This is a genomic window from Sporofaciens sp. St.21A7 (assembly GCF_059728535.1).
The window spans coordinates 2,945,079-2,965,927 of the sequence record NZ_BAAGFN010000001.1 but is presented as its reverse complement, the minus strand read 5'-3'; the positions used below and the strand labels follow the sequence as shown (position 1 = coordinate 2,965,927).

General features: G+C 47.0%; 21 protein-coding genes and 1 pseudogene. 17 read left to right on the top strand and 5 right to left on the bottom strand.

The window, feature by feature from the left end:
* Nucleotides 1-3: 3 nt before the first annotated feature.
* Together pyrB and AC6I3O_RS14580 are read right to left on the bottom strand one after the other, a co-directional pair.
* Nucleotides 4-921: an aspartate carbamoyltransferase gene (gene pyrB, locus AC6I3O_RS14585; protein ID WP_497851518.1), complete on the bottom strand. Its 918-nt coding sequence runs from the start codon at nt 919-921 to the stop codon at nt 4-6.
* A gap of 533 nt (nt 922-1,454) precedes the next feature.
* Nucleotides 1,455-1,670 carry a putative ABC transporter permease gene (locus AC6I3O_RS14580; protein ID WP_497851517.1) on the bottom strand — a complete coding sequence of 72 codons (216 nt, stop codon included), beginning with the start codon at nt 1,668-1,670 and terminating at the stop codon, nt 1,455-1,457.
* A gap of 117 nt (nt 1,671-1,787) precedes the next feature.
* On the opposite strand from AC6I3O_RS14580, the gene AC6I3O_RS14575 reads away from it, so the two are divergent.
* Entirely contained in the window at nt 1,788-3,650 is a 1,863-nt protein-coding gene (locus AC6I3O_RS14575) for an IS1634 family transposase (RefSeq protein ID WP_290451298.1), read from the top strand.
* Nucleotides 3,651-3,774: 124 nt separating this feature from the next.
* On the opposite strand, the gene AC6I3O_RS14570 is transcribed toward AC6I3O_RS14575, so the two are convergent.
* Nucleotides 3,775-4,158: a putative ABC transporter permease gene (locus tag AC6I3O_RS14570; protein ID WP_497851516.1), complete on the bottom strand. Its 384-nt coding sequence runs from the start codon at nt 4,156-4,158 to the stop codon at nt 3,775-3,777.
* Nucleotides 4,159-4,286: 128 nt separating this feature from the next.
* On the opposite strand from AC6I3O_RS14570, the gene pheA reads away from it, so the two are divergent.
* The 4 genes from pheA (at nt 4,287) to AC6I3O_RS14550 (ending at nt 8,257) form a co-directional block, all read left to right on the top strand.
* Nucleotides 4,287-5,417, top strand: a complete 1,131-nt coding sequence (gene pheA / locus AC6I3O_RS14565) for a prephenate dehydratase (protein ID WP_497851515.1) — start codon at nt 4,287-4,289, stop codon at nt 5,415-5,417.
* A gap of 23 nt (nt 5,418-5,440) precedes the next feature.
* Nucleotides 5,441-6,742, top strand: coding sequence for an ATP-binding protein (locus AC6I3O_RS14560; protein ID WP_497851514.1), 1,302 nt, complete (start codon nt 5,441-5,443; stop codon nt 6,740-6,742).
* Between the two features lie 144 nt (nt 6,743-6,886).
* Nucleotides 6,887-7,807: an exopolyphosphatase gene (locus AC6I3O_RS14555; protein WP_497851513.1), complete on the top strand. Its 921-nt coding sequence runs from the start codon at nt 6,887-6,889 to the stop codon at nt 7,805-7,807.
* A gap of 90 nt (nt 7,808-7,897) precedes the next feature.
* Nucleotides 7,898-8,257, top strand: a complete 360-nt coding sequence (locus AC6I3O_RS14550) for a hypothetical protein (protein ID WP_497851512.1) — start codon at nt 7,898-7,900, stop codon at nt 8,255-8,257.
* A gap of 27 nt (nt 8,258-8,284) precedes the next feature.
* Here AC6I3O_RS14550 and AC6I3O_RS14545 read toward each other — a convergent pair whose 3' ends face one another.
* Nucleotides 8,285-10,030, bottom strand: a complete 1,746-nt coding sequence (locus AC6I3O_RS14545) for an Rqc2 family fibronectin-binding protein (RefSeq protein ID WP_497851511.1) — start codon at nt 10,028-10,030, stop codon at nt 8,285-8,287.
* Between the two features lie 134 nt (nt 10,031-10,164).
* On the opposite strand from AC6I3O_RS14545, the gene AC6I3O_RS14540 reads away from it, so the two are divergent.
* The 7 genes from AC6I3O_RS14540 (at nt 10,165) to AC6I3O_RS14510 (ending at nt 16,747) form a co-directional block, all read left to right on the top strand.
* Nucleotides 10,165-11,046 (top strand): YicC/YloC family endoribonuclease, encoded by an 882-nt coding sequence (locus AC6I3O_RS14540; RefSeq protein WP_497851510.1) that lies wholly within the window; start codon nt 10,165-10,167, stop codon nt 11,044-11,046.
* Nucleotides 11,047-11,077: 31 nt separating this feature from the next.
* Nucleotides 11,078-11,698, top strand: coding sequence for a guanylate kinase (gene gmk / locus AC6I3O_RS14535; protein WP_497853486.1), 621 nt, complete (start codon nt 11,078-11,080; stop codon nt 11,696-11,698).
* A 4-nt stretch (nt 11,699-11,702) separates the two neighbouring features.
* The gene (gene rpoZ / locus AC6I3O_RS14530) at nt 11,703-11,999 is read left to right on the top strand and encodes a DNA-directed RNA polymerase subunit omega (protein WP_497851509.1); all 297 of its coding nucleotides are present in this window, start codon (nt 11,703-11,705) and stop codon (nt 11,997-11,999) included.
* Nucleotides 12,000-12,090: 91 nt separating this feature from the next.
* Nucleotides 12,091-13,416: a 30S ribosomal protein S12 methylthiotransferase RimO gene (gene rimO, locus AC6I3O_RS14525; protein WP_497851508.1), complete on the top strand. Its 1,326-nt coding sequence runs from the start codon at nt 12,091-12,093 to the stop codon at nt 13,414-13,416.
* Nucleotides 13,413-13,955 (top strand): CDP-diacylglycerol--glycerol-3-phosphate 3-phosphatidyltransferase, encoded by a 543-nt coding sequence (gene pgsA, locus AC6I3O_RS14520; protein ID WP_497851507.1) that lies wholly within the window; start codon nt 13,413-13,415, stop codon nt 13,953-13,955. Before rimO ends, pgsA begins: the two co-directional genes overlap by 4 nt.
* Before the next feature lie 3 nt (nt 13,956-13,958).
* Entirely contained in the window at nt 13,959-15,203 is a 1,245-nt protein-coding gene (locus AC6I3O_RS14515) for a competence/damage-inducible protein A (protein WP_497851506.1), read from the top strand.
* An 83-nt stretch (nt 15,204-15,286) separates the two neighbouring features.
* Nucleotides 15,287-16,747 (top strand): GNAT family N-acetyltransferase, encoded by a 1,461-nt coding sequence (locus tag AC6I3O_RS14510; RefSeq protein WP_497851505.1) that lies wholly within the window; start codon nt 15,287-15,289, stop codon nt 16,745-16,747.
* Between the two features lie 221 nt (nt 16,748-16,968).
* Here AC6I3O_RS14510 and AC6I3O_RS14505 read toward each other — a convergent pair.
* Nucleotides 16,969-17,082 (bottom strand): annotated as a pseudogene (locus AC6I3O_RS14505) (ABC transporter permease); the annotation flags it as partial.
* A gap of 108 nt (nt 17,083-17,190) precedes the next feature.
* Here AC6I3O_RS14505 and AC6I3O_RS14500 point away from each other — a divergent pair.
* The 5 genes from AC6I3O_RS14500 to AC6I3O_RS14480 all read left to right on the top strand — a co-directional run bounded on the left by AC6I3O_RS14500 (nt 17,191) and on the right by AC6I3O_RS14480 (nt 20,843).
* Nucleotides 17,191-17,358: a DUF3990 domain-containing protein gene (locus AC6I3O_RS14500; RefSeq protein WP_497851504.1), complete on the top strand. Its 168-nt coding sequence runs from the start codon at nt 17,191-17,193 to the stop codon at nt 17,356-17,358.
* On the top strand, nt 17,327-17,887 hold the full coding sequence (locus AC6I3O_RS14495) for a DUF3990 domain-containing protein (RefSeq protein WP_497851503.1): 561 nt from the start codon (nt 17,327-17,329) through the stop codon (nt 17,885-17,887). The genes AC6I3O_RS14500 and AC6I3O_RS14495 overlap by 32 nt, the downstream gene beginning before the upstream one ends.
* Nucleotides 17,874-18,407: a hypothetical protein gene (locus AC6I3O_RS14490; RefSeq protein ID WP_497851502.1), complete on the top strand. Its 534-nt coding sequence runs from the start codon at nt 17,874-17,876 to the stop codon at nt 18,405-18,407. The genes AC6I3O_RS14495 and AC6I3O_RS14490 overlap by 14 nt, the downstream gene beginning before the upstream one ends.
* A gap of 6 nt (nt 18,408-18,413) precedes the next feature.
* Complete coding sequence (locus AC6I3O_RS14485) at nt 18,414-18,839, top strand: hypothetical protein (protein WP_497851501.1); 426 nt, start codon at nt 18,414-18,416, stop codon at nt 18,837-18,839.
* A 243-nt stretch (nt 18,840-19,082) separates the two neighbouring features.
* Complete coding sequence (locus tag AC6I3O_RS14480) at nt 19,083-20,843, top strand: recombinase family protein (protein WP_497851500.1); 1,761 nt, start codon at nt 19,083-19,085, stop codon at nt 20,841-20,843.
* The last annotated feature ends 6 nt before the right edge of the window (nt 20,844-20,849 follow it).

The following is a 20,849-nucleotide window of genomic DNA, read 5'->3' as shown; positions in this document are numbered from 1 at the left end:
CTCCTACACTTCAATATTGAGCAGCGTCAGGATGAGCGCCATCCGGATATAGACGCCGTACTGGGTCTGTTTGAAATAAGCCGCCCTTGGGTCGTTGTCCACCTCAACGGAAATCTCATTGACACGCGGAAGCGGGTGCAGGACGTACATATCCTTTGGAGCCAGCTCCATTTTCTTGGAATCCAGAATGTAGAAATCCTTCATGCGTACATAGTCCTCTTCGTTGAAGAAACGTTCCTTTTGGACCCGGGTCATATAGAGCAGGTCTAGTTTCGGCAGCGCGTCCTCAAGCCGGACCACTTCTTTGTACGGGATATTCCCCTTATCCAGTACGTCAAAGCGCATGTAGCCGGGAAGCCTTAATTCCTCCGGAGAAATCAGGATGAACTTGATTCCCGGGTATCTGACCAGGGCGTGGATCAGAGAATGGACGGTACGCCCGAATTTCAGATCCCCGCACAGGCCGATGACCATGTTGTCCAGACGGCCTTTCAGGTTGCGGATGGTCAGTAAGTCGGTGAGAGTCTGGGTCGGGTGCTGATGCCCTCCGTCGCCGGCATTTATGACCGGGATGGACGCATGCTGGCAGGCAACCATGGGCGCACCCTCTTTGGGATGGCGCATGGCACAGATATCCGCATAACAGGAAACCGTACGGATGGTGTCGGAAACGCTCTCGCCCTTGGCGGCTGAACTTGATTCTGCAGTTGAGAACCCAAGGACGCTTCCGCCCAGGTTCAGCATTGCGGCTTCATGGCTCAGCCTTGTCCGTGTGCTTGGCTCATAGAAAAGTGTTGCCAGCTTCTTCCCCTCGCAGGCATGTGCGTACTTGGCAGGGTTGGTTTCGATGTCAACCGCCAAGTTCATCAGTCGATCCAATTCTTCTACGGAAAAATCAAGCGGACTCATTAAGTGTCTCATAAAAACCTCCTTATGATGTAAATAAAAAGTAAAAATATATGTATATCATCAACGGCCAAGCCCTAAGGCACGTCCGAAGTGATGCAGGGTAGGCGCGGCGTCTGCCGCATGCAAGGTACATTTCTGGTAAAGCTGCCATCGGCAAAAGGTGCAAAGCGATTGCCTGCGAAAGGCAATAAGCAAAAAAACGAAGCTCTGGACTGTGTGACTGGCAGCATACAGATGCCGGAACAAAAGGGGATAACCTTGAAAATATCAGTGAATCAATGGATAAATATATAGATAAATATAGGAATGAACATAACAGGAAACGGAGAATATTGGATGACTTTATTAAAAATTTATCAAAAAGAAAAGAAATAAATATAACCAGCCATCCATATAAAATATGAATGACAGAACCCGGATGTTCGATAAAGTATGGCTGGTCTATATAGACGCTCTCTAAGCTGCTGTTACATGCCAGGATATTCATGCCCGCTCCTCCCTGTTGAAAATCTTTCATATTATCATATAACAAATACGAAAGATTTTCAATGCTTTATGAGGATTTTTTCAAATAATAATCCCGCGCCGAACCAGAGGGGCGCATAATCCAGGCGGATTAACCCGCTGATGTTTAAGGGGGCTTCGCTGTAATCCCATGGGCATGCGTCAAATTTCTTGAGGAAAGAGCCGGTCACATATTCGCCGCAGAAAATGCAGCAGGTGTATACGCCTCCACGCAATAACAGGCGGATCTTTAACACTTAAAAAAAGATAAAATCGCTACAGTCCCTATAAAGCCTGCATTTTTTTGTCAAATTTTTGAAATTATTTTGTTGTATGGTGTTGTGTTTCACGTGAAACTATGCTATAATGGTGTTATGAAACTTTGGTATGACAGGAAATCAAAAAACCCTACCTATTTCGTTCAACTCGGTATCCGGAATGGGAAAAAAACGACTACTAAAAATATTGCACGGATCGGTCGGCATTCTGATCTTCTAAAGATTACCGACGACCCTCTTTCTTATGCCAAAGAGCAGGTCGCCAAATTCAATGAGGAGGCTAAACTTAATCATCAGATTTCTTTAGAACTCAAGATCAACTTTGCTGAAAAGCTTAAAGCTTCCGATTCGCTTGCTTCTTCCAGCAAACAACTTAATATTGGCTACTTTTTTCTTCAACAGCTTTACCACAGCCTGGAAATCGGTTCTTTCTTTGACTCCTTAACAGCCGATTCAAAGATTACCTTCGACCCGAACCTTGTGAACCGTTTCCTTACCTGTGACCGCATTCTTGCGCCGGATTCAAAACTCAGCTCCCTGCAGCATATGGCAAATTACTATGAACAACCTCAGTTCGATTACATGCATATCATGCGCACCATGGATCTTATGGCAGATCATTATGACGAATATATCTCCCATCTTTTCGAGAAAAGCAATAACATTATTAAGAGGGATACTTCTGTCTGTTTCTATGACTGCACGAATTATTATTTTGAGACTGAAATGGAAGACGAGGATTATGTCGATGAAGTGACCGGTGAAACCATCAAGGGGCTGCGTAAGTACGGTCCATCCAAAGAACACCGCCCCAATCCCATTGTTGAAATGGGGCTGTTCATGGATACGGACGGCATCCCTCTGTCCATGTGTATTACTTCCGGCTCAGACAATGAACAGACAACCGTTATCCCATTGGAAAAAAAGCTCTCACAGATGTTTCAGAAAAAGAAATTTATATACTGTGCAGATGCCGGCCTTGGTTCGCTCAATATCAGGAACTTTAATTCCATGGGCGGCCGTGCTTTTATCGTCACCCAGTCTGTAAAGAAACTTTCCGACCATTTGAAAGAAGCTGTTTTTAATGATTATGGTTATAAGCTTCTTTCTTCTGACACACCTGTTACAATTGAGGATTTGAAATCCTTCGATAAACGGGATCCTGAAAATAAAGATTTATATAATGACAAGGCTTACAAGATCATTGAAGCCGATCAAGCATTCGATCTTGGGCTTTATGAAGAAAAGCACCTGAAAAACGGGAAAACAGTAAAAGTAAAGTCGAAAGCCACCGTAAAACAAAAGGTGATTGTAACTTTTTCCAGAAAAATGATGGAATACCAGCGTTTTATCCGGAACCGACAGATTGAACGGGCAAAAAAACTTCTTAAGAATCTGGAGCCCGATACCTATAAAAAGGGGCCTCATGATGTCACGCGCTTCATCAAAAGAACTTCTTGTACGAAAAGTGGGGAGACTGTTACAGATTCATACGAAATAGATCAGGCTGTTATAGACAAAGAAGAAAAATATGATGGTTTTTATGCGGTAGCGACAAATCTTGATGACGATGTAAAAACCGTAATTGGGATCAGCTCGAACAGGTATAAGATTGAAGACTGCTTCCGGATCACGAAGACAAATCTTTCTGCGCGCCCTGTATACCATCAGAAGCCCCGGCGGATTGTTGCACATTTTATGATCTGTTATACATCGCTTCTGATATACCGGCTGTTAGAAACAAAATTAAACCGATATGGAACACACTTTTCTATTGAAAATATCATTGAAACCTTAAAGAACATGGAAGTAGCCAATATAGAAGATATGTGTTACATGTCAACCTACGACAATTCTAAGGTATGCACAGCCCTAAATGCAATTTGGGGGCTTGGTCTGGATAAAAAATACTATCAACCGAAAGAACTAAATAAAAAGATCAAAAAAATTTCAAAATAGTCTTTCCATACAACATCCATAATCAAAGCTAAAGAGGCGCAATCCTAGTAAAATCAAGGGATAGCGCCTCTTTAGACTTTTGCAAGTGTTAAAGATGGGATCATATAACAAATACGAAAGATTTTCAATGCTTTATGAGGATTTTTTCAAATAATAATCCCGCGCCGAACCAGAGGGGCGCATAATCCAGGCGGATTAACCCGCTGATGTTTAAGGGGGCTTCGCTGTAATCCCATGGGCATGCGTCAAATTTCTTGAGGAAAGAGCCGGTCACATATTCGCCGCAGAAAATGCAGCAGGTGTATACGCCTCCACGCAATAACAGGCTTTTCCCTTTGAGCAGCCGGCAGACGGGCGCCAGGAAACTTGCACAGCCATAAATGGGGAACATCCAGATGGATGTATTTCCTGTGAGTTTGGGGTTCTCGTCCTGCAGGGAATGGAGTCCGGTGAACAGGATTTCCATGCACCATCCCGTGGTCCCGCAGGTTAGAAAATTATGCTTCATATGGATAAGTATGGGAAAGGAACGTGGATTTTATGCACAAAATCTATACTTTTCAAAGAAAATTTCACAAAAGATAGGAAAATTGTATTATAATACACTGGCAGATTATAAAAAGAGGAGAAAATGATATGGCGACATTAGCGGAGTTAAGGGTACAGATAGATGCCGTGGATGATGAGATTGTAAGGCTGTTCGAGGAGAGAGTGCGGTTAGGCGGCGAGGTCGGGGATTTTAAGATACAGAACGGGATGAAGATATTTGACCGCCAGAGGGAGCAGGATAAACTGAAAGACGTAACGGACAAGGCGTCTACGGAGTTCAATAAGAAAGGCGTGCGGGAACTGTTCGAGCAGCTCATGGCGATGAGCCGGAAGGTTCAGTACCGTAAGCTTGTGGAGGCAGGGGCGCTTGGGCGTCTGCCGTTTATCGGGGTGGATGATTTGGATACCAGGAATGCCCGGGTGGTATTCCCCGGGACGGAAGGGGCCTACAGCCAGTCGGCGATGCAGTATTATTTCGGTGAGAAATGCAACAGTTTCTATGTGCGGACGTTCCGGGATGCCATGGAATCCATTGAGGAAGGGGCGGCAGATTTTGCCGTGCTTCCCATTGAGAATTCGACGGCAGGGGCGGTGGACGAGATGTACGACCTGCTGGTGGAATTTGAAAATTATATTGTCGGGGAGACGGTTATCCCCATTACCCATACCCTGGCAGGGCTTCCAGGGACAAAGCTTTCGGACGTTGAGCGCGTCTATTCCAAAGGGGTCGCTTTGATGCAGGCGTCCCGTTTCTTAGACGGACACGGCGGATGGCAGCAGATTAGCGTGGCAAATACGGCGATAGCGGCGAAGAAGATTATGGAGGAACAGGATAAGAGCCAGGCGGCGGTATGTAGCGCCTATGCGGCAAAAATCCATGGGCTTGAGGTGATTGCAGATAATATCAATGACGATCCCAATAATTCCACACGGTTTATCGTGGTGACGAACCAGAAGATTTTCCTGAAAGATGCGAAGAAGATTAGTATTTGTTTTGAGGTGCCCCATGAAAGCGGCTCGCTGTATCAGTTATTGTCACATTTTATCTATAATGATTTGAATATGACGAAAATCGAGTCCAGGCCTGTGGAAGGAAGGAGCTGGGAGTATCGGTTTTTCGTGGATTTCGAGGGAAATCTGGCAGAACCGGCTGTGAAGAATGCAATCCGGGGGCTTAGGGAAGAGAGCAGGAGCCTGCGGATTTTGGGGAATTACTAGAATTGCAAGGAGTGGAGCAGCGGATGAGGACGAATGAGTTAATATTGTATAAGCATATGGAAGAAGGGAAGATTCTAAAGGACATGACCTTCCTTATGGAGAATTATGACAATCATTATTATAATCCAGAAGATTTGCAAGGGTTATTGTTTGAGTGCATGAATGGGCTGCTGGAGATGGCGGCGAGCCATGGGTTCGAGGGGAATCTGTGGCATAATTATCTGACGTACCTTCTGGCGAGCCATGAAAATGCATACAGTACTTCCTGTGAGATTGTGGGGAAGGCAGCAGGCAGTATCAATGTAGTTGCAGAGCACGATTTTTCGATTTTCAAGGAGTTGTTTGACTATGATTTCACGGAAATGGAAGAGGTGCTGGATGCCGGATGTCTGTCTGTGATCCTGGATTATCAGGGGATGGACGGGCATGGAAAGGTATTTAACAAAAGGATACGGGATAGAATCTGTGATTTGAGCCGGAATCTTGCCGGTACGGAGGATACGGGGGCGTTCAAGGATGCGCTGACCCAGTTCTATCGGGAGTTCGGCGTGGGAAAACTGGGGCTTCACAAGGCGTTCCGGGTAGAACATGAGGAGGGAGGGGCAAGGATTGTCCCGATTACGAAGATTGCCCATGTGCATCTTGACGACCTCATTGGGTATGAGATTGCGAAGAAGAAGCTGGTGGATAATACAGAGGCCTTTGTGGAAGGCAGGAGGGCGAATAACTGCCTGCTGTTCGGCGACGCGGGTACGGGCAAATCCTCCTCGATTAAGGCGATCCTGAACCAGTATTATGACCGGGGACTTAGGATGATTGAGGTGTACAAGCATCAGTTTCAGGATTTGAACGAGATCATTTCCCAGATTAAGAACCGGAATTATAAGTTCATCATCTATATGGATGACTTGTCTTTTGAGGAATTCGAGATTGAATATAAGTACCTAAAGGCGGTAATTGAGGGCGGTTTGGAGCGGAAACCGGATAATATCCTGATTTATGCCACGTCCAACCGGCGGCACCTGATTCGGGAGACGTTCCGGGATAAGGCGGACCGGGACGAGGAGCTGCATACCAATGATACGGTACAGGAGAAACTGTCGTTGGTGGCCAGGTTCGGCGTGACTATTTATTTTGGGAAACCGGAGAAGAAGGAATTTCAGGAGATTGTGCGGCAGTTGGCGAAGCGGAATCAGATTGAGATGCCGGAGGATGAGCTTATGCTTGAGGCGAATAAATGGGAGCTTGGCCATGGGGGGCTGTCCGGGAGGACGGCGCAGCAGTTTATTGATTATCTGATGGGGATGAATGGCGTTTTGAAATAGAGGGAAAATAAAAGCCCAGTTCAGTAATATATCTAAAATATATTTGCTGAAATGCACCGAATATGCTATACTAACCACAATAGAGAGCTGACATAATACATTATTGTCCGTAGAGAATAATTAACATAAGTAGGAGGAAGATTCATGAGACTTGTTACACGTTCAGATTTTGATGGTTTGGCATGTGGTGCGTTACTTCTGGAGGCGGGCGTTATTGACAGTTGGAAATTCGCGCACCCCAAGGATATACAGGACGGCCTGCTTGAGATCAATGAGAATGACTGTCTTGCCAATGTGCCTTTCGTGGAAGGCTGCGGATTATGGTTTGACCACCATTCCAGTGAGCATGAGAGAATGGAGCTTGAAGGGCGGTATAATGGGGAGAGCCGCATCAGCCCGTCCTGTGCAAGGATTATCTATGAATATTACGGCGGAAAGAAGACGTTCCCGCAGTTTGACGATTTGATGGAAGCGGTTGATAAGGTGGATTCCGGCAATCTGACGGTAAAGGAGATTATGAACCCGTCAGGCTGGATTCTGATTGGGTTTCTGATGGACCCAAGGACAGGCTTGGGAAGATGGAGGCAGTTCTCGATTTCCAATTACCAGTTGATGGAGAAGTTGATGGATTACTGCCGTACCATGCGGACTGAGGAGATTCTTGCGCTGCCGGATGTACAGGAGCGTATCGAGACTTATATTGAGCAGACCGTAAAATTCAGGGATATGATCTTAAAGCATACGGTGGTGGACGGCAACGTCATCGTGACGGATTTGCGAGGCGTAGAACCCATCTATACAGGCAATCGTTTCATGATTTACAGTATGTATCCTCAGCAGAACATTTCCGTATGGATTGTCAGCGGACGGGGCGGCAGAGGATGTTCTGCAGCGGTAGGCTATAGTATCCTGAACAAGACCGCAAGCATTGACGTTGGAAGCCTGATGCTGAAATACCACGGCGGAGGCCATCGGAAGGTTGGAACATGCCAGTTTACGGCGGAGAACATGGAGGAAGAACTTCCCAGAATGCTCGCGGAACTCAGCGAAATGGCGAACAAATAAAATATACCAATATTTACATCAAAATCCCCCTGGCATCCTGTGATAGAATGGTTCTGTATCTATTAATAGGAACAGGAGGAGGATGACACGATGTTGCAAGAGGCGAAAAGAGATGCAGATGTGGAGAAGGTCTGCAGGGTGTTCGGCGACTACATAAAAGCCAGTCCCTATCTTGAATGGCTTTGGTCGGATAAGCTCGGTTATGTCTTGATGCAGATGGATCTGGAACGGCGGGAAATCATGGAGTGCCATGTGATTACGGATGCCGAGAGGCTTTGTTGGATTCTGTTTAACGAGATTGCCGACGACGTGCTTGAGCGGACGCCAAACGACCATACGACGTATGACGCCGATCCATCGGAGCGTGCCAAGATTCGGAAGCGTCTGCAGCCATACACAGATCAGTTGCCGGAGTATAGAGGTCTGTGTGAAAAGATGTGGGAGAAGTAATTGGTTTGTCATAGAAAACGTGCAGGATTAATCCTGCACGTTTTCTATGCCGGAGATATCCGAATCAATGACCAGAGAATAGTTCGTATAATACACAACGAATCCAGGCTTTGCACCATTTGGTTTCTTGACATGCTTCTTCTCCACATAATCAATTTCCACCTTGTCACTGCCGCGGTTCTTAGAATAATAAGCTGCAAGCCTTCCTGCCTCCTCGAAGGTGCGATCCGGCAGCTCGTCGCCGCCGGTCTTCACGATTACATGGGAGCCGGGCGCGCCTTTCGCGTGAAACCACCAGTCATTCCCGTTGGCAAAGGAGAAGGTCAGCTCATCATTCTGCAGGTTGTTCTTTCCCACATACATATGATACCCGTCGCTGGAAATGTAGTGCATGGGTTTGCTGGTAAGCTTTACTTTTTTCTTGGTAAATTTTCTGCGGATGTATCCGCTCTGCATTAATTCTTCCTTGATCTGCGCCAGGTCCGCTTCGTTCATGGCAATGTCCAGAGCGTTGCTGATGGATTCCAGATATTGGATATCGTCGGCAGTCTCTTGAATCAATTCCGAAAGGGCTTCAAAGGTCCGTTTCTGCTTATTATACTTTGCAAAATATTTCTGCGAATTTTCCTGGGGCGTCATGGTTGGGTCTAAGGGTATGGTAATCTCTTGATCCGTGTAATAATTCAGGGCGGTCAGTTCCTTAGATCCGGCGGGGAGGCTGTATCCGTAGATGTTGATGAGTTCTCCGTAGACCTTGTACTTGTCCCGGTTCTCGGTATCTTTTAGCTGCCGGGACTGCAAGTCGTATTTCTTGCGGTTCCTCTCCAGGGAGACCTGTACCACATGGCGCAGATCCGTGCTTTTCTGCCGAATCCGGGTCAGCGTGTTCTTCGTGGCATAGTAGGTTTTCAGCACTTGGGAGATGGAGTCAAATTCTTCTTCCTGCAAACTGCCCTGGTCAAAATGTGACAGTGGAATCGCACAGAATTCTTTCGGTCCATTCTTTGTATAGTAAATGGTCGGACGGAACCTGCCAAGTTTTACATTTTCCATGTAATAAGAAAACTGGCGGTAGAGGTGCGCCAGCATATCTTCGGAAAGATCCTTGGCGGTCATATCAGATTCTAACCCCGCAAGAGCGCATATTTCTTCCGCAACTACAGGACTGATTCCTGTAAAACTGGTATAGACAGCCTTGCCAAGAGGGGCGGGTTTCTCTCTTAACGCTTGGATAAAATCCTCCTGGGCTACCGTCAGGGGACTTCGCTTAGCCATGGTATCCGGTATAAAATATTCCCGCCCGGGCAGTACTTCCCGGACAGAGCTCATCTGTGCATTGACGTGTTTAATGCTGTCAATGATTCGGTCTTTTTCATCGCAGAAAATGATGTTGCTGTGTTTCCCCATGATTTCAATGATTAATTTTTTCTTGCACAGATCTCCAAGCTCATCGAGATGTTCGATATCCAGATGGATAATACGCTCAAGACCGGGTTGTGATACGCCCGTGATACGCCCGTTTCCGATATGCTTGCGCAGCAGCATACAGAAATTAGGCGCGGTCATAGGGCTGGGTTTATTTTCGTCTGTCAGATATATCAAAGGAAGGGATGCGCTGGCAGAAATATAGAGCCTGTGTGCTCCGTCTGCCGTCTTGATGGTAAGCAGCAGTTCGTCTGTCTCCGGCTGTGCGATTTTCGTGATTCGGCCGCCTGTCAAGGTATCCCCAAGCTCTTTTGCCACTGCCGCCACCGTTATTCCGTCAAATGCCATAATCTTGGCTCCTTTCTCAATGCAAGTTCTACTCTTTACCGCAATAGTATAACATGGTTGACTCAATTTGCCAAATGCCTTATAATGAATGAGGCAATAAATTTGAATATATCATATAAGAAGAGGTTCATATCATGATAAACAGTATGACAGGTTTCGGGCGCTGTGAGAGTTCGGACAAAGACCGGAAGTTCACCGTTGAGATGAAGGGTGTGAATCACCGTTATCTGGATGTGAATATCCGTATGCCCAAGAAATTGAATTTATTCGAGACTGCAATCCGCAATCTTTTGAAACAGAGTATCCAGAGGGGAAAAGTGGATATTTTTATCACGTACGAGGATATGTCTGAGAATCAGGTGTCTTTGAAGTACAACGAGCAGCTGGCGGGGGAATATCTTGCCTGTTTCCGTCAGATGGAAGAGAAGTTCTCGCTGGGGAATGACGTCCGTGTCTCCACCCTTCTGCGCTGTCCGGAAGTATTGACGATGGAAGAACAGACGTTGAATGAGGAAGAGTTGTGGAAGGGGCTTAAAGTGGCTCTGGACGGCGCCATCCGGCAGTTTGTGGAGACGAGAGGCCAGGAAGGCGTACATCTTAGGGATGATATTATTAAGAAACTGGACGGGATGTTAAAGCTGGTGGATTATATTGAGGAGCGGTCGCCGCAGATTGTGGCGGAGTATCGGGAAAAGTTAGAGAACAAGGTACGGGAGCTTCTTTTTGACACGCAGATTGAGGAGGGAAGGATTGCCGCCGAGGTCGTGATATTTGCGGATAAGATTTGTACGGACGAGGAGCTTGTAAGGCTTAGGAGCCACGTCGTACATATGAAGGAGACGCTTCAATCTGCGGAGAGCGGGATTGGACGGAAACTCGACTTTATTGCCCAGGAGATGAACCGGGAGGCGAATACCATTCTCTCCAAGGCGAACGACCTTGAAGTCTCAAATGCCGGGATTGACTTAAAGACGGAGATTGAGAAGGTCAGGGAGCAGATTCAGAATATTGAATGATGACGAATAGATGGAGAAAGAGGACAAGCTCATGGGCGAGAGAGGAATTTTAATCGTTGTATCCGGTTTTTCGGGAGCCGGTAAGGGTACGGTCATGAAAGAGATGATGAGACGGTATGATAATTATGCGCTGTCGATTTCCGCCACCACAAGGAAACCAAGGCCAGGCGAGGAGAATGGACGGGAATATTTCTTTAAAACCGTAGAAGAATTTGAAAAAATGATTGCGAAAGACGAACTGATAGAGTATGCTAGGTATGTGGACAATTACTATGGGACGCCTAAGTCCTACGTCCAGGAGCAGTTAGATGCGGGAAAGGACGTGATTCTGGAGATTGAGATTCAGGGGGCGTTGAAAGTCAAAGAAAAGTTTCCGGACACCCTCTTGTTGTTCGTGACACCCCCTACGTCGGGAGAGTTAAGGAGGCGTCTTGAGGGACGTGGGACCGAGACGGCGGATGTGATTGATTCCCGCATGAAGCGTGCGAAAGACGAAGCCGAAGGAATGGACCGGTATGATTACCTGATCGTCAATGATGTGCTTGAGGAATGTGTGGGCTTAGTGCATCAGATCATTCAGGGAGAGCACAGAAGAAGTTACCGGAATGTGGCGTTTATAGAGCGTATGAAAGAAGAGCTGAAAGGAGAATAAGTGTATGCTGCACCCATCTTACACAGATTTAATGAAAGTAGTGAATAAGGATGTAGAAGAGGGCGAGACTAAGATTGTCAACAGCCGGTATTCCATTGTTATGGCGACTGCAAAGAGGGCGAGGGAGCTTATTGACGGCAATTTGCCTCTGGTGCCGGTGAAGAATGGTGAGAAACCGCTGTCGGTCGCAATTGACGAGCTGAATCAGGCAAAGATCAAGGTCGCTGCGGAGGAAGAGCCGAAAGACAGGAAAGAACCGGAAGCAGAGGTTATACTGGAAGAACAAGAGGCTGTAGAATAAACAGAGGGAATTGGGGGGCTATCGGAAAATGACATTTAATACTGCATTTCCCGACAGCCCCTTCTTTCCATTGAATATAAAGGAGACTTGGATGAATCTATTATTTATTTCTCTGGGATGTGACAAGAATCTGGTGGATTCGGAGGTCATGCTGGGGCTGTTGGATGCGAAAGGCTATGGGATTGTGGACGATGAGGAGCAGGCTGACGTCATTGTAATCAACACCTGCTGTTTTATACACGACGCCAAGGAAGAGAGCATCCAGACGATTCTGGAGATGGCAGAATATAAGAAGACCGGACGCTTAAAGGCGCTGGTGGTGACGGGCTGTCTGGCACAGCGGTATCAGCAGGAGATTCTTGATGAGATACCGGAGGTGGATGCGGTTCTTGGAACGGCGTCATATGACCGGATTGTTCAGGCTGTGGAAGAAGCGCTGGCAGGAAAGGGGCATGTGGAGCTTGGGAGCCTTGAGGAGATACCGGAGGTGGATGAGAAGCGGTTGGTGACGACAGGCGGGCATTATGCCTATCTGAAAATTGCGGAAGGCTGCGATAAACACTGCACTTATTGTATTATTCCTAAGATTCGAGGGAATTATAGGAGCGTACCGATGGAGCGGCTTTTGGAAGAAGCAGGGGAGCTTGCAGGGCAGGGCGTGAAGGAACTGATTTTGGTAGCGCAGGAAACCACCCTTTATGGGAAGGATCTCTATGGGGAGAAGTCGCTTCACAGGCTTTTACGGGAATTATGTAAGATAAAGGGAATCCGCTGGATTCGGATTCTGTACTGTTATCCGGAGGAAGTGGATGAAGAACTGATTCAGGTAATCAAGGAAGAAAAGAAGATCTGCCATTATCTTGACTTGCCGATTCAGCATGCCAATGATGGGATCTTGAAGAGGATGGGAAGACGGACATCAAAAGAGCAGTTGAAAGCGGTGGTTGCAAAGTTAAGGGAGGAAATCCCGGATATTGCCATCCGAACCACGCTGATTACTGGTTTCCCTGGGGAGACGAAGGAACAGCATGAGGAATTGATGGAGTTCGTAGACGAGATGGAGTTTGAGCGTCTGGGGGTATTTCCCTATTCTCCGGAGGAGGATACGCCGGCGGCGGATATGCCTGGACAGGTGGCGGAAGAGGTCAAGGAAGAACGGCAGGCGGAACTGATGGAACTTCAGCAGGAGATTGCGTTTGAACAGGCGGGGGAGATGATTGGACGGGAAGTCTTAGTGATGATTGAGGGAAAAGTTACGGATGAGGATGCGTATGTGGGGAGGACTTACCGTGACGCCCCCAATGTGGATGGACTGATATTCGTACAGACAGAGAAGGAACTGGTGACTGGTGACTTTGCGAAGGTAAGAGTGACCGGCGCCTTGGAATATGATTTGATAGGAGAGTTGACGGAATGAATTTACCAAATAAATTGACGGTGCTTCGAGTGATAATGGTGCCTTTTTTTGTATTTTTTATGCTGACGGACGTAGGCGGGGCTGCCAATAAATGGATTGCCCTCGTGATTTTCTGCGTGGCGAGCTTGACGGATATGCTGGATGGGAAGATTGCCCGCGCAAGGAACCTGGTGACGAATTTCGGGAAATTTATGGACCCGTTGGCGGATAAGCTGCTGGTATGTTCTGCCATGATCTGCCTGATCCCGTCTGGGGACTTGGAGGCGTGGATTGTAATCGTGATTATCGCCCGCGAGTTCATTATCAGTGGATTCCGGCTGGTGGCGTCGGACAACGGGATTGTAATCGCGGCGAGCTACTGGGGAAAATTCAAGACGGTTTCCCAGATGGCCATGATTATCGTGCTGATTGCTGATTTCGGCGGTGTATTTGATATGATTGGAATGGTGTTGATTTGGGTATCCTTAATCTTGACAGTAGTTTCTTTGATTGATTATGTTGCCAAGAATGTACAGGTATTGACACAAGGGGGTATGTAACGGATGACGGTAGAATTTATTTGTGTGGGTACGGAGATTTTGCTGGGGAATATTGTGAATACCAATGCGGCGTATCTGTCTGAACAGTGCGCGGCGCTGGGGCTTTCCTGCTATTACCAGAGTGTGGTGGGGGATAACGAGGAGCGTCTTATGGAGACTGTGAGGCAGGCTCTTTTAAGGTCGGATATCCTGATTTTGAGCGGTGGGCTTGGACCTACGAAGGACGACTTGACGAAGGAGGTAGTGGCAGAGGTCTTCGGAAAGAAATTGTATGAGGACGCCCACACGAAGGAGCGGATTGAAGATTATTTCCGACAGGTACACAGTGACCAGGTGACGCCGAACAACTGGAAACAGGCGATGGTTCCGGAGGGGGCGAAGGTGGTGGACAACCATAACGGGACGGCCCCGGGACTGATTCTTGAGGAGGACGGGAAGACGGTAATCTTGCTGCCAGGACCGCCCAATGAGATAAAGCCCATGTTTGAGCGGGATATTGCGCCTTATCTGAACCGTATGCAGCCGGAGGGCATTTACTCGAAGATGGTGAAGATCTGTTCTATCGGAGAGAGCAAGGCGGAGACGATGGTGGCCGACTTGATGGATGCCCAGACGAATCCGACGATTGCGCCTTATGCCAAGACGGGAGAAGTGCATTTCCGTGTCACGGCAAAGGCGGCGGATGAGGAGGAGGCCAAAAGGCTGTTCGCTCCTCTCATGGAGGAATTGTCCCGTAGGTTTGGGGATAAGATTTATACCACAGAGGAGGATGTGACCCTTGAGGCGGCAATTGTAAAGCTCCTTGAGGAGCGGAAGATGACCGTGACGACGGCGGAATCCTGTACGGGAGGGCTGCTTGCCGGCAGGATTACGAATGTCCCTGGGGCTTCTAATGTTTATCAGGAGGGGTACGTTACCTATTCAAATGATGCGAAGGAGCGTCTTCTTGGGGTAAAAAGGGAGACGTTGATGCAATATGGGGCAGTAAGCCCCCAGACTGCAGAAGAGATGGCCCGCGGCGCAGCGAAGGCGGCAGGTGCGGATGCGGCGCTTAGTGTGACCGGGATTGCCGGACCTGGAGGCGGGACGCCGGAGAAGCCGGTGGGGCTTGTATATGTGGGGTGTTTTGTGAAAGGGCATGTCCGGGTGGAGGAGTTCCATTTCACAGGAAACCGGGATAAGAACCGGGAGTTTGCCGTGGCAAGGGCACTGACTTTGCTCAGGGAAGAATTGATTGGGGCAAGGTGAAAGAGTCTGTCAGAAGTTGTTTACAAAAGTTAGTACTCCATTCGATTTCTGGCCGGATGGAGTACCAGGTAGGAGGCTTGAATATGGAAATAAGGATATTGCAGCAGCCGGAGTTACTTCCGGCGCTGCACCTTGTGTGGGAGGTCTATGCGGATGCCATTGCACCCTCAAGTACCCCGGAAGGTGTGGCTTCGTTTCAGAAGTTTATTAAATATGATTATATCAGCCAGGTATGGCAGAGAGGGGAACTGATTTTTTTTGGGGCATATGAGGCTGGGACGCTGTGCGGGACCCTTGCCCTGCGGCCGGACGGGCACATTGCGCTGTTCTTTGTGGAAAAGGAGCGTCAGGGACAGGGAATCGGGCGCCTTTTGTTCCAGTATGCTTATCAGTATTGTGCTCAGCACCTCCACACCGGCAGGCTGACGGTCAATGCGGCGCCTGAGGCTGTGGAAAGATACGTACATATGGGTATGCGGCCTATTTCCGGGGAACAGGAGCGGGAAGGGATTCGCTATATCCCTATGGAAATGTATGTGAATTTAGGGATGGTGACTCCTAAGAGCCATGGGGCGAAGACTCCTTGGATTGCGCTGGGGGTCTTTGGCGTGGTCCTTGTTTTAATGCTGACGTTTATTGGAGTCAATGCGTATCGTGAGTTTCGGCGGGGATATGGGTTCGGACACGACTGGACGTATGAGGAACCGGATTATGATTATGACTTCGACTATGATTATGATAATGGATTTGGCTCCGAGGAGATTCCGGATGGGTACGGCGGATATGAGGATTCGGAGGAGTTATCAGGAATCTGGGCAATTCCTGAGATGATTGACGACGGGATAGGATATGAGATTGAAGAGGATACTTATGAATTTTCGGATGATGAAAAACGATCTATGGTGATTCAGTTCCAGGTGTCGTATCCTAAGGTCAGCGGGCTTTCAGATGCTTCGGTCGAGAAGAAGGTCAATGGTATCTTGAAAGCGCGGGCGATGGAAACGGTGAAGCGGATCTACGACGACCCTGCACCGGAGATTAAGGAGAGAGTGATTGGGGAGGAGTATCCCATATTGATGAACTATGTAGATTATAAGGTCTGCTATGCGTCGAAGGATGTTCTTAGCGTGGTGTATGAGGATTACGGTTATGAGGGCGGTCAGGATTATTATGCCCAGCATCTTCGTACCTGTAATATCAGCCTCAAGGACGGTAAGGTCTACGAGGTGAAGGATATCGTGGAACTCGGCGATGCATTTATGGAAGATTGGCTTTCACGGATGCGGGGCGAGGCGGAGAATGATGGATTCTTGGCGGAGGCAGATAAGGAGACTTTGAGGAAGGCTCTGGAAGGGGACAGCCCAAACGGTGTCTACGATGTAAATTTCTTTCTGGATGCCGAAGGGATTGAGATTGGGTTCGACTTGAATTATGCCGGGGATGATGAGAATAACCCGGGGTATGTGTGGGTGACTGCGCCGTTTACTTTTGAGGAAATTGATGCGTATGCGTCGGGCAGTGACTTGTGGAAGAGCTTGAGATAGGGGTTCGTGGTAAGATGTCTTATGGGGCGTTAGCCCGCCTGCCCGTTGGGGCGGAAGCATTGATGGATGCACGAATGATCAGTATGTACGCAGGAGGTGCTTTTTGGCATCTCCTGATGTGCTTTTCGGCGGGATTATGCCGAAAGCGTATACCTTAATGGACGAAGTCCACCTGCCCCGCTAAGGGGCATGCATTGCGGGATGCCCTTAGGGTATGGGGATTAGAATCGGCGCCTGCACCATTTTTCCAGGAGGCTGATTAAAGAGTATAGAAGCATTGCCATAATGCATAGGAGGACGATGCTCATGAGGAGCCAATCCATTTTAAATAGGCGTGGGGGCATTCTGATAGAATGTGATATGTACAAATGTGGAGGAATCGTTTATAATCAGGGGTGTCATATGAGTGATGGAAGAAATTGAATATTTAGGTGGGAGGCAGTATGATAAAGCTGTATCATGGTTCCGATCATGTACTGAAATATCCGCAGTATATGGGTGGGAAGGATGATAACGATTACGGGAATGGTTTCTATACAACGGAGTATCCGGAAAGGGCGGAAAGCTGGGCGGCATTGAATGGAAACCCTAAGAAATGTCAATATGTATGAACTAAATACGGATGATTTGATGATTTTGGACTTGAATAACTGCGGAGTTTTAGCATGGATTGCAGAAGTAGCCGCAAACCGCGGAACCACTCAGGAAGCGGCGGCTATTGTCGGGAAACGAATCGTAGCGCGGTATAGGGCGGACACGGCAGAGTATGACCTGATACAAGGTTATCGTGCGGATGATAGTTATACGCAGGTAATTGAAGCATTTTTGATGAACCAGATCAATGTCTTTGAAGTCGAACATCTTTTTTATAAAGGGGAATTGGGAAACCAGATTTTTATAAAGTCAGAAAAAGCATTTGAACGGATTCGATGGACCGGGGCGTACGAAGTGGAGTTAAGAGAAGAAGATAAGAGAGCAGATTTGAATGCGAGGCGTGAGGTGAATCGCTTTCTTAAAGGGAGAATGGAAGCGATTTTGCTGGATGGGTTTCAGGTTCCGGGAATTACGGCTCGGTATGCGGTGCAAAATGAGTTAGTTTATCAACAAGAAAGCGGAGGTTATGTCAATGCCGGCTTATGATGTATGCTATTTAGACAGTATGATTCAGAAGTCCCGGTATCTTTTTAAGCTGATTGCAAGAAATTGTGAGGATGTCTTTGGTGTAATAAGGGATTATATGAAAGGGGAATACCGGGAACGTATGGATGGTGGGAATCCTCTCTATCTGAATAAGACGCCGAAACAGATTTTAGGAAGCTTGGGGATACGTATCAGGGATGAGGATGGTATCAGCGAGGATTATGACGAGTTTATTCTGGAATGGATGGCGGATATCTATACTTATATGCAATGGAAATGTAATCTTCCGTCTATGGACATTGTTGGAAAAATACCGCCGGAAGAATTGTATCTGAAATATCATCCGCTGCATGAGGCTTCGGTTGAGAACGGAGTCGGGAAGTTAAGGGAGATATATTTCAGGGAGGATTGTGTAGGTAGGGACGGTAGTATTCCGGATAAAGATGTGAAACGTATGATTTTGGAAAGTTATGACCTTGTGACAGGGAAGAAGAACAAAGTTTCAGAACGAAGGGAGTAAGGAAAGATGATGGAAATGTATGAAGATTACGAAGAAGAGAATTGGGAGCTTTTGGATATCTTCCGGGAAGATATGGAGAAAAAGTCATTATCAGAAAAAACAATCAGGAAACATATCAATAATGTAAGTTTCTATATCAATGATTTTTTACTTTATGGAGAGCCGGTCTCGGCAATGGACGGATGGAGTTCGATAGGATATTTCCTTGGTGATTTTTTTATCAGGAAATGTATGTGGTCAACGCCGGGAACGATTAAGAGTACGGCGGCAAGCATCAAGAAATTTTATAAGTGTATGTGCGATTGCGGCAAATTGGAGAAAGAAGCATATCAGGATTTATGTGCGATTATTAAGGAAGATATGGAGGAATGGCAGGAAGAATGCGAGATGTATAATGATACAAGCCAGCCGAATCCATTTGGAATATTCTAAGCATCAAAAAGTTTTTCTGAGAAATTAGGACGGGCTGACAGGGCATATATTAGTAAAAATGCTTTTGGAGGATAAACTTATGTCTAGCCGTCCCAAGAAAGCAGCAGAGAAAGAAAGGAACGGTATTCGGAAGGGTGATGCCCGGATTCTGTTACAATTAGCAAATCTTATGTTAAAAGATAACCTTATCACCCCGGAAGAAAAAATCCGTCTTACACAGTGCATTCAAAGAGGTGGTTCTAAATGATACGACGTGCGGCAATCTATGCAAGGTGCAGTACGGAAGAAGTAAGCCAGAAGGATGCATTAAAGAAACAGGTAGATGAAGGTAGGGCGTGTGTCCGCGAAAACGGATGGGTATTGGCTGATATTTACGTGGAAAGCCGCTCTGGTACGACGACGAAGGGCAGGAGCGAGTACAACCGTCTCTATGAAGATCTGGCAAGTGACAGGTTTGATATCATTGTGATCAAATCTCAGGATCGCTTAATGAGGAACACGAAGGACTGGTATTTATTTGTAGACCGACTGCTGACGGAACAGAAAAAACTATATATCTATATCGAGCGGAAATTCTATACTACAGACGACGCCCTGATTACGGGAATCAAGGCGATTCTGGCAGAGGAATACAGCCGTGAGTTGAGTAAGAAAATCAACAATGCCCACAAAAACCGGCAGAAACAGAATGGACCGGCGGTCCTGACATCCAATACATATGGATATCGGAAAATGCCGGATAAGAGCGTGGTAATCGTGGAAGAAGAGGCAAGGGTCAAGCGGCGTATGTATGAACTATGCGCCGCAGGATATGGCAGCAGGAAGATTGCAAACATTCTAAAAGGCGAAGGCATCGTTGGGGCAAATGGGAATCCCTTTACGGATTCGGCAATTCTTAGGATGATACAGAATCCACTGAATAAAGGGACGGTTGTAATGAACCGGCTTCATTATGATTTTGAATCAAAACGGATGATGAAGATGCCAGCGAGCGCGCAATATGTATATGAGAATAAAGTTCCGCCAATCGTATCGGAAGAACTATGGGAACTTGCGAACCGGGAGATTGCCAGAAGGGCAAAAGCAGTGCGGCGAGGGAGTCCGAAAAGAGGGCGATACCAGGGAAAATCCGGACTCAGCGGCAAGCTGTTCTGTGGATTATGTGGGAATCCGTATTATCGAAGAATCCGGAAACGAGGGAAAGACCAGTGTGTTATCCACGAATGGAAATGTAAAAAATATTTGGAAACAGGCAGAAGAGAATGCGGCAATATTCATCTGGAGGAAGAGACGTTATATGGATTGTTGAGCAAGGTGTGCGAGGAACAATACCGGCCGGACAAAGTGCGGATTATCGAACGTATGATTAGGATTTTGAAGGGTGTATTAGTGGAAAAAGATTGTCAGCCGGAACTTGACCGGGAGAACCGGATGAAGGATAAAATATCAGGGCAAATGGATATGCTGGTGGAAAAATTGTTGGAAGGAGTTATTTCCGATGAGATTTATCGAAGAAAGCAGCGGGAATTAGAACAGAGTTTGTCTGCGGTGGCGGCTGGGATAAAAAGACTGGAACAACAGAAAGCGAAAGAAAACGGGTTAGAAGATAGGATTGTACAGATTGAAGAGACATTAAAGGCGGGGCAAGCCGTGGAAAAGGCAATTGTGGCTGGGATGTTAGAAGATGTGGAAAAGATATGGATTTTTCCGGAGCATATGGAGATTGTATTTGGCTTGTATCCGATATCAGAAAAGGAGAATAGGGATACCTGCCTGAAAATTGAGTATGGGAATCTGTTTGATTATAAAAAGAAAAAGAAGGACGAGCGGGAAGAAATAGTTGGCCTTATGCGGGAAAATCCTGGGATAACCGCCGGAAAGATAGCAAGGGAGCTGGGACTTAGCCTGTCCGGGGCGAATTATCGGATTCGCGTGTTGAAGAAGGAAGGGCGGATTCGGTTTCAGGGGCGGGGAGGGAAAGGTATGTGGGAAATATTAGCATGATGTGCT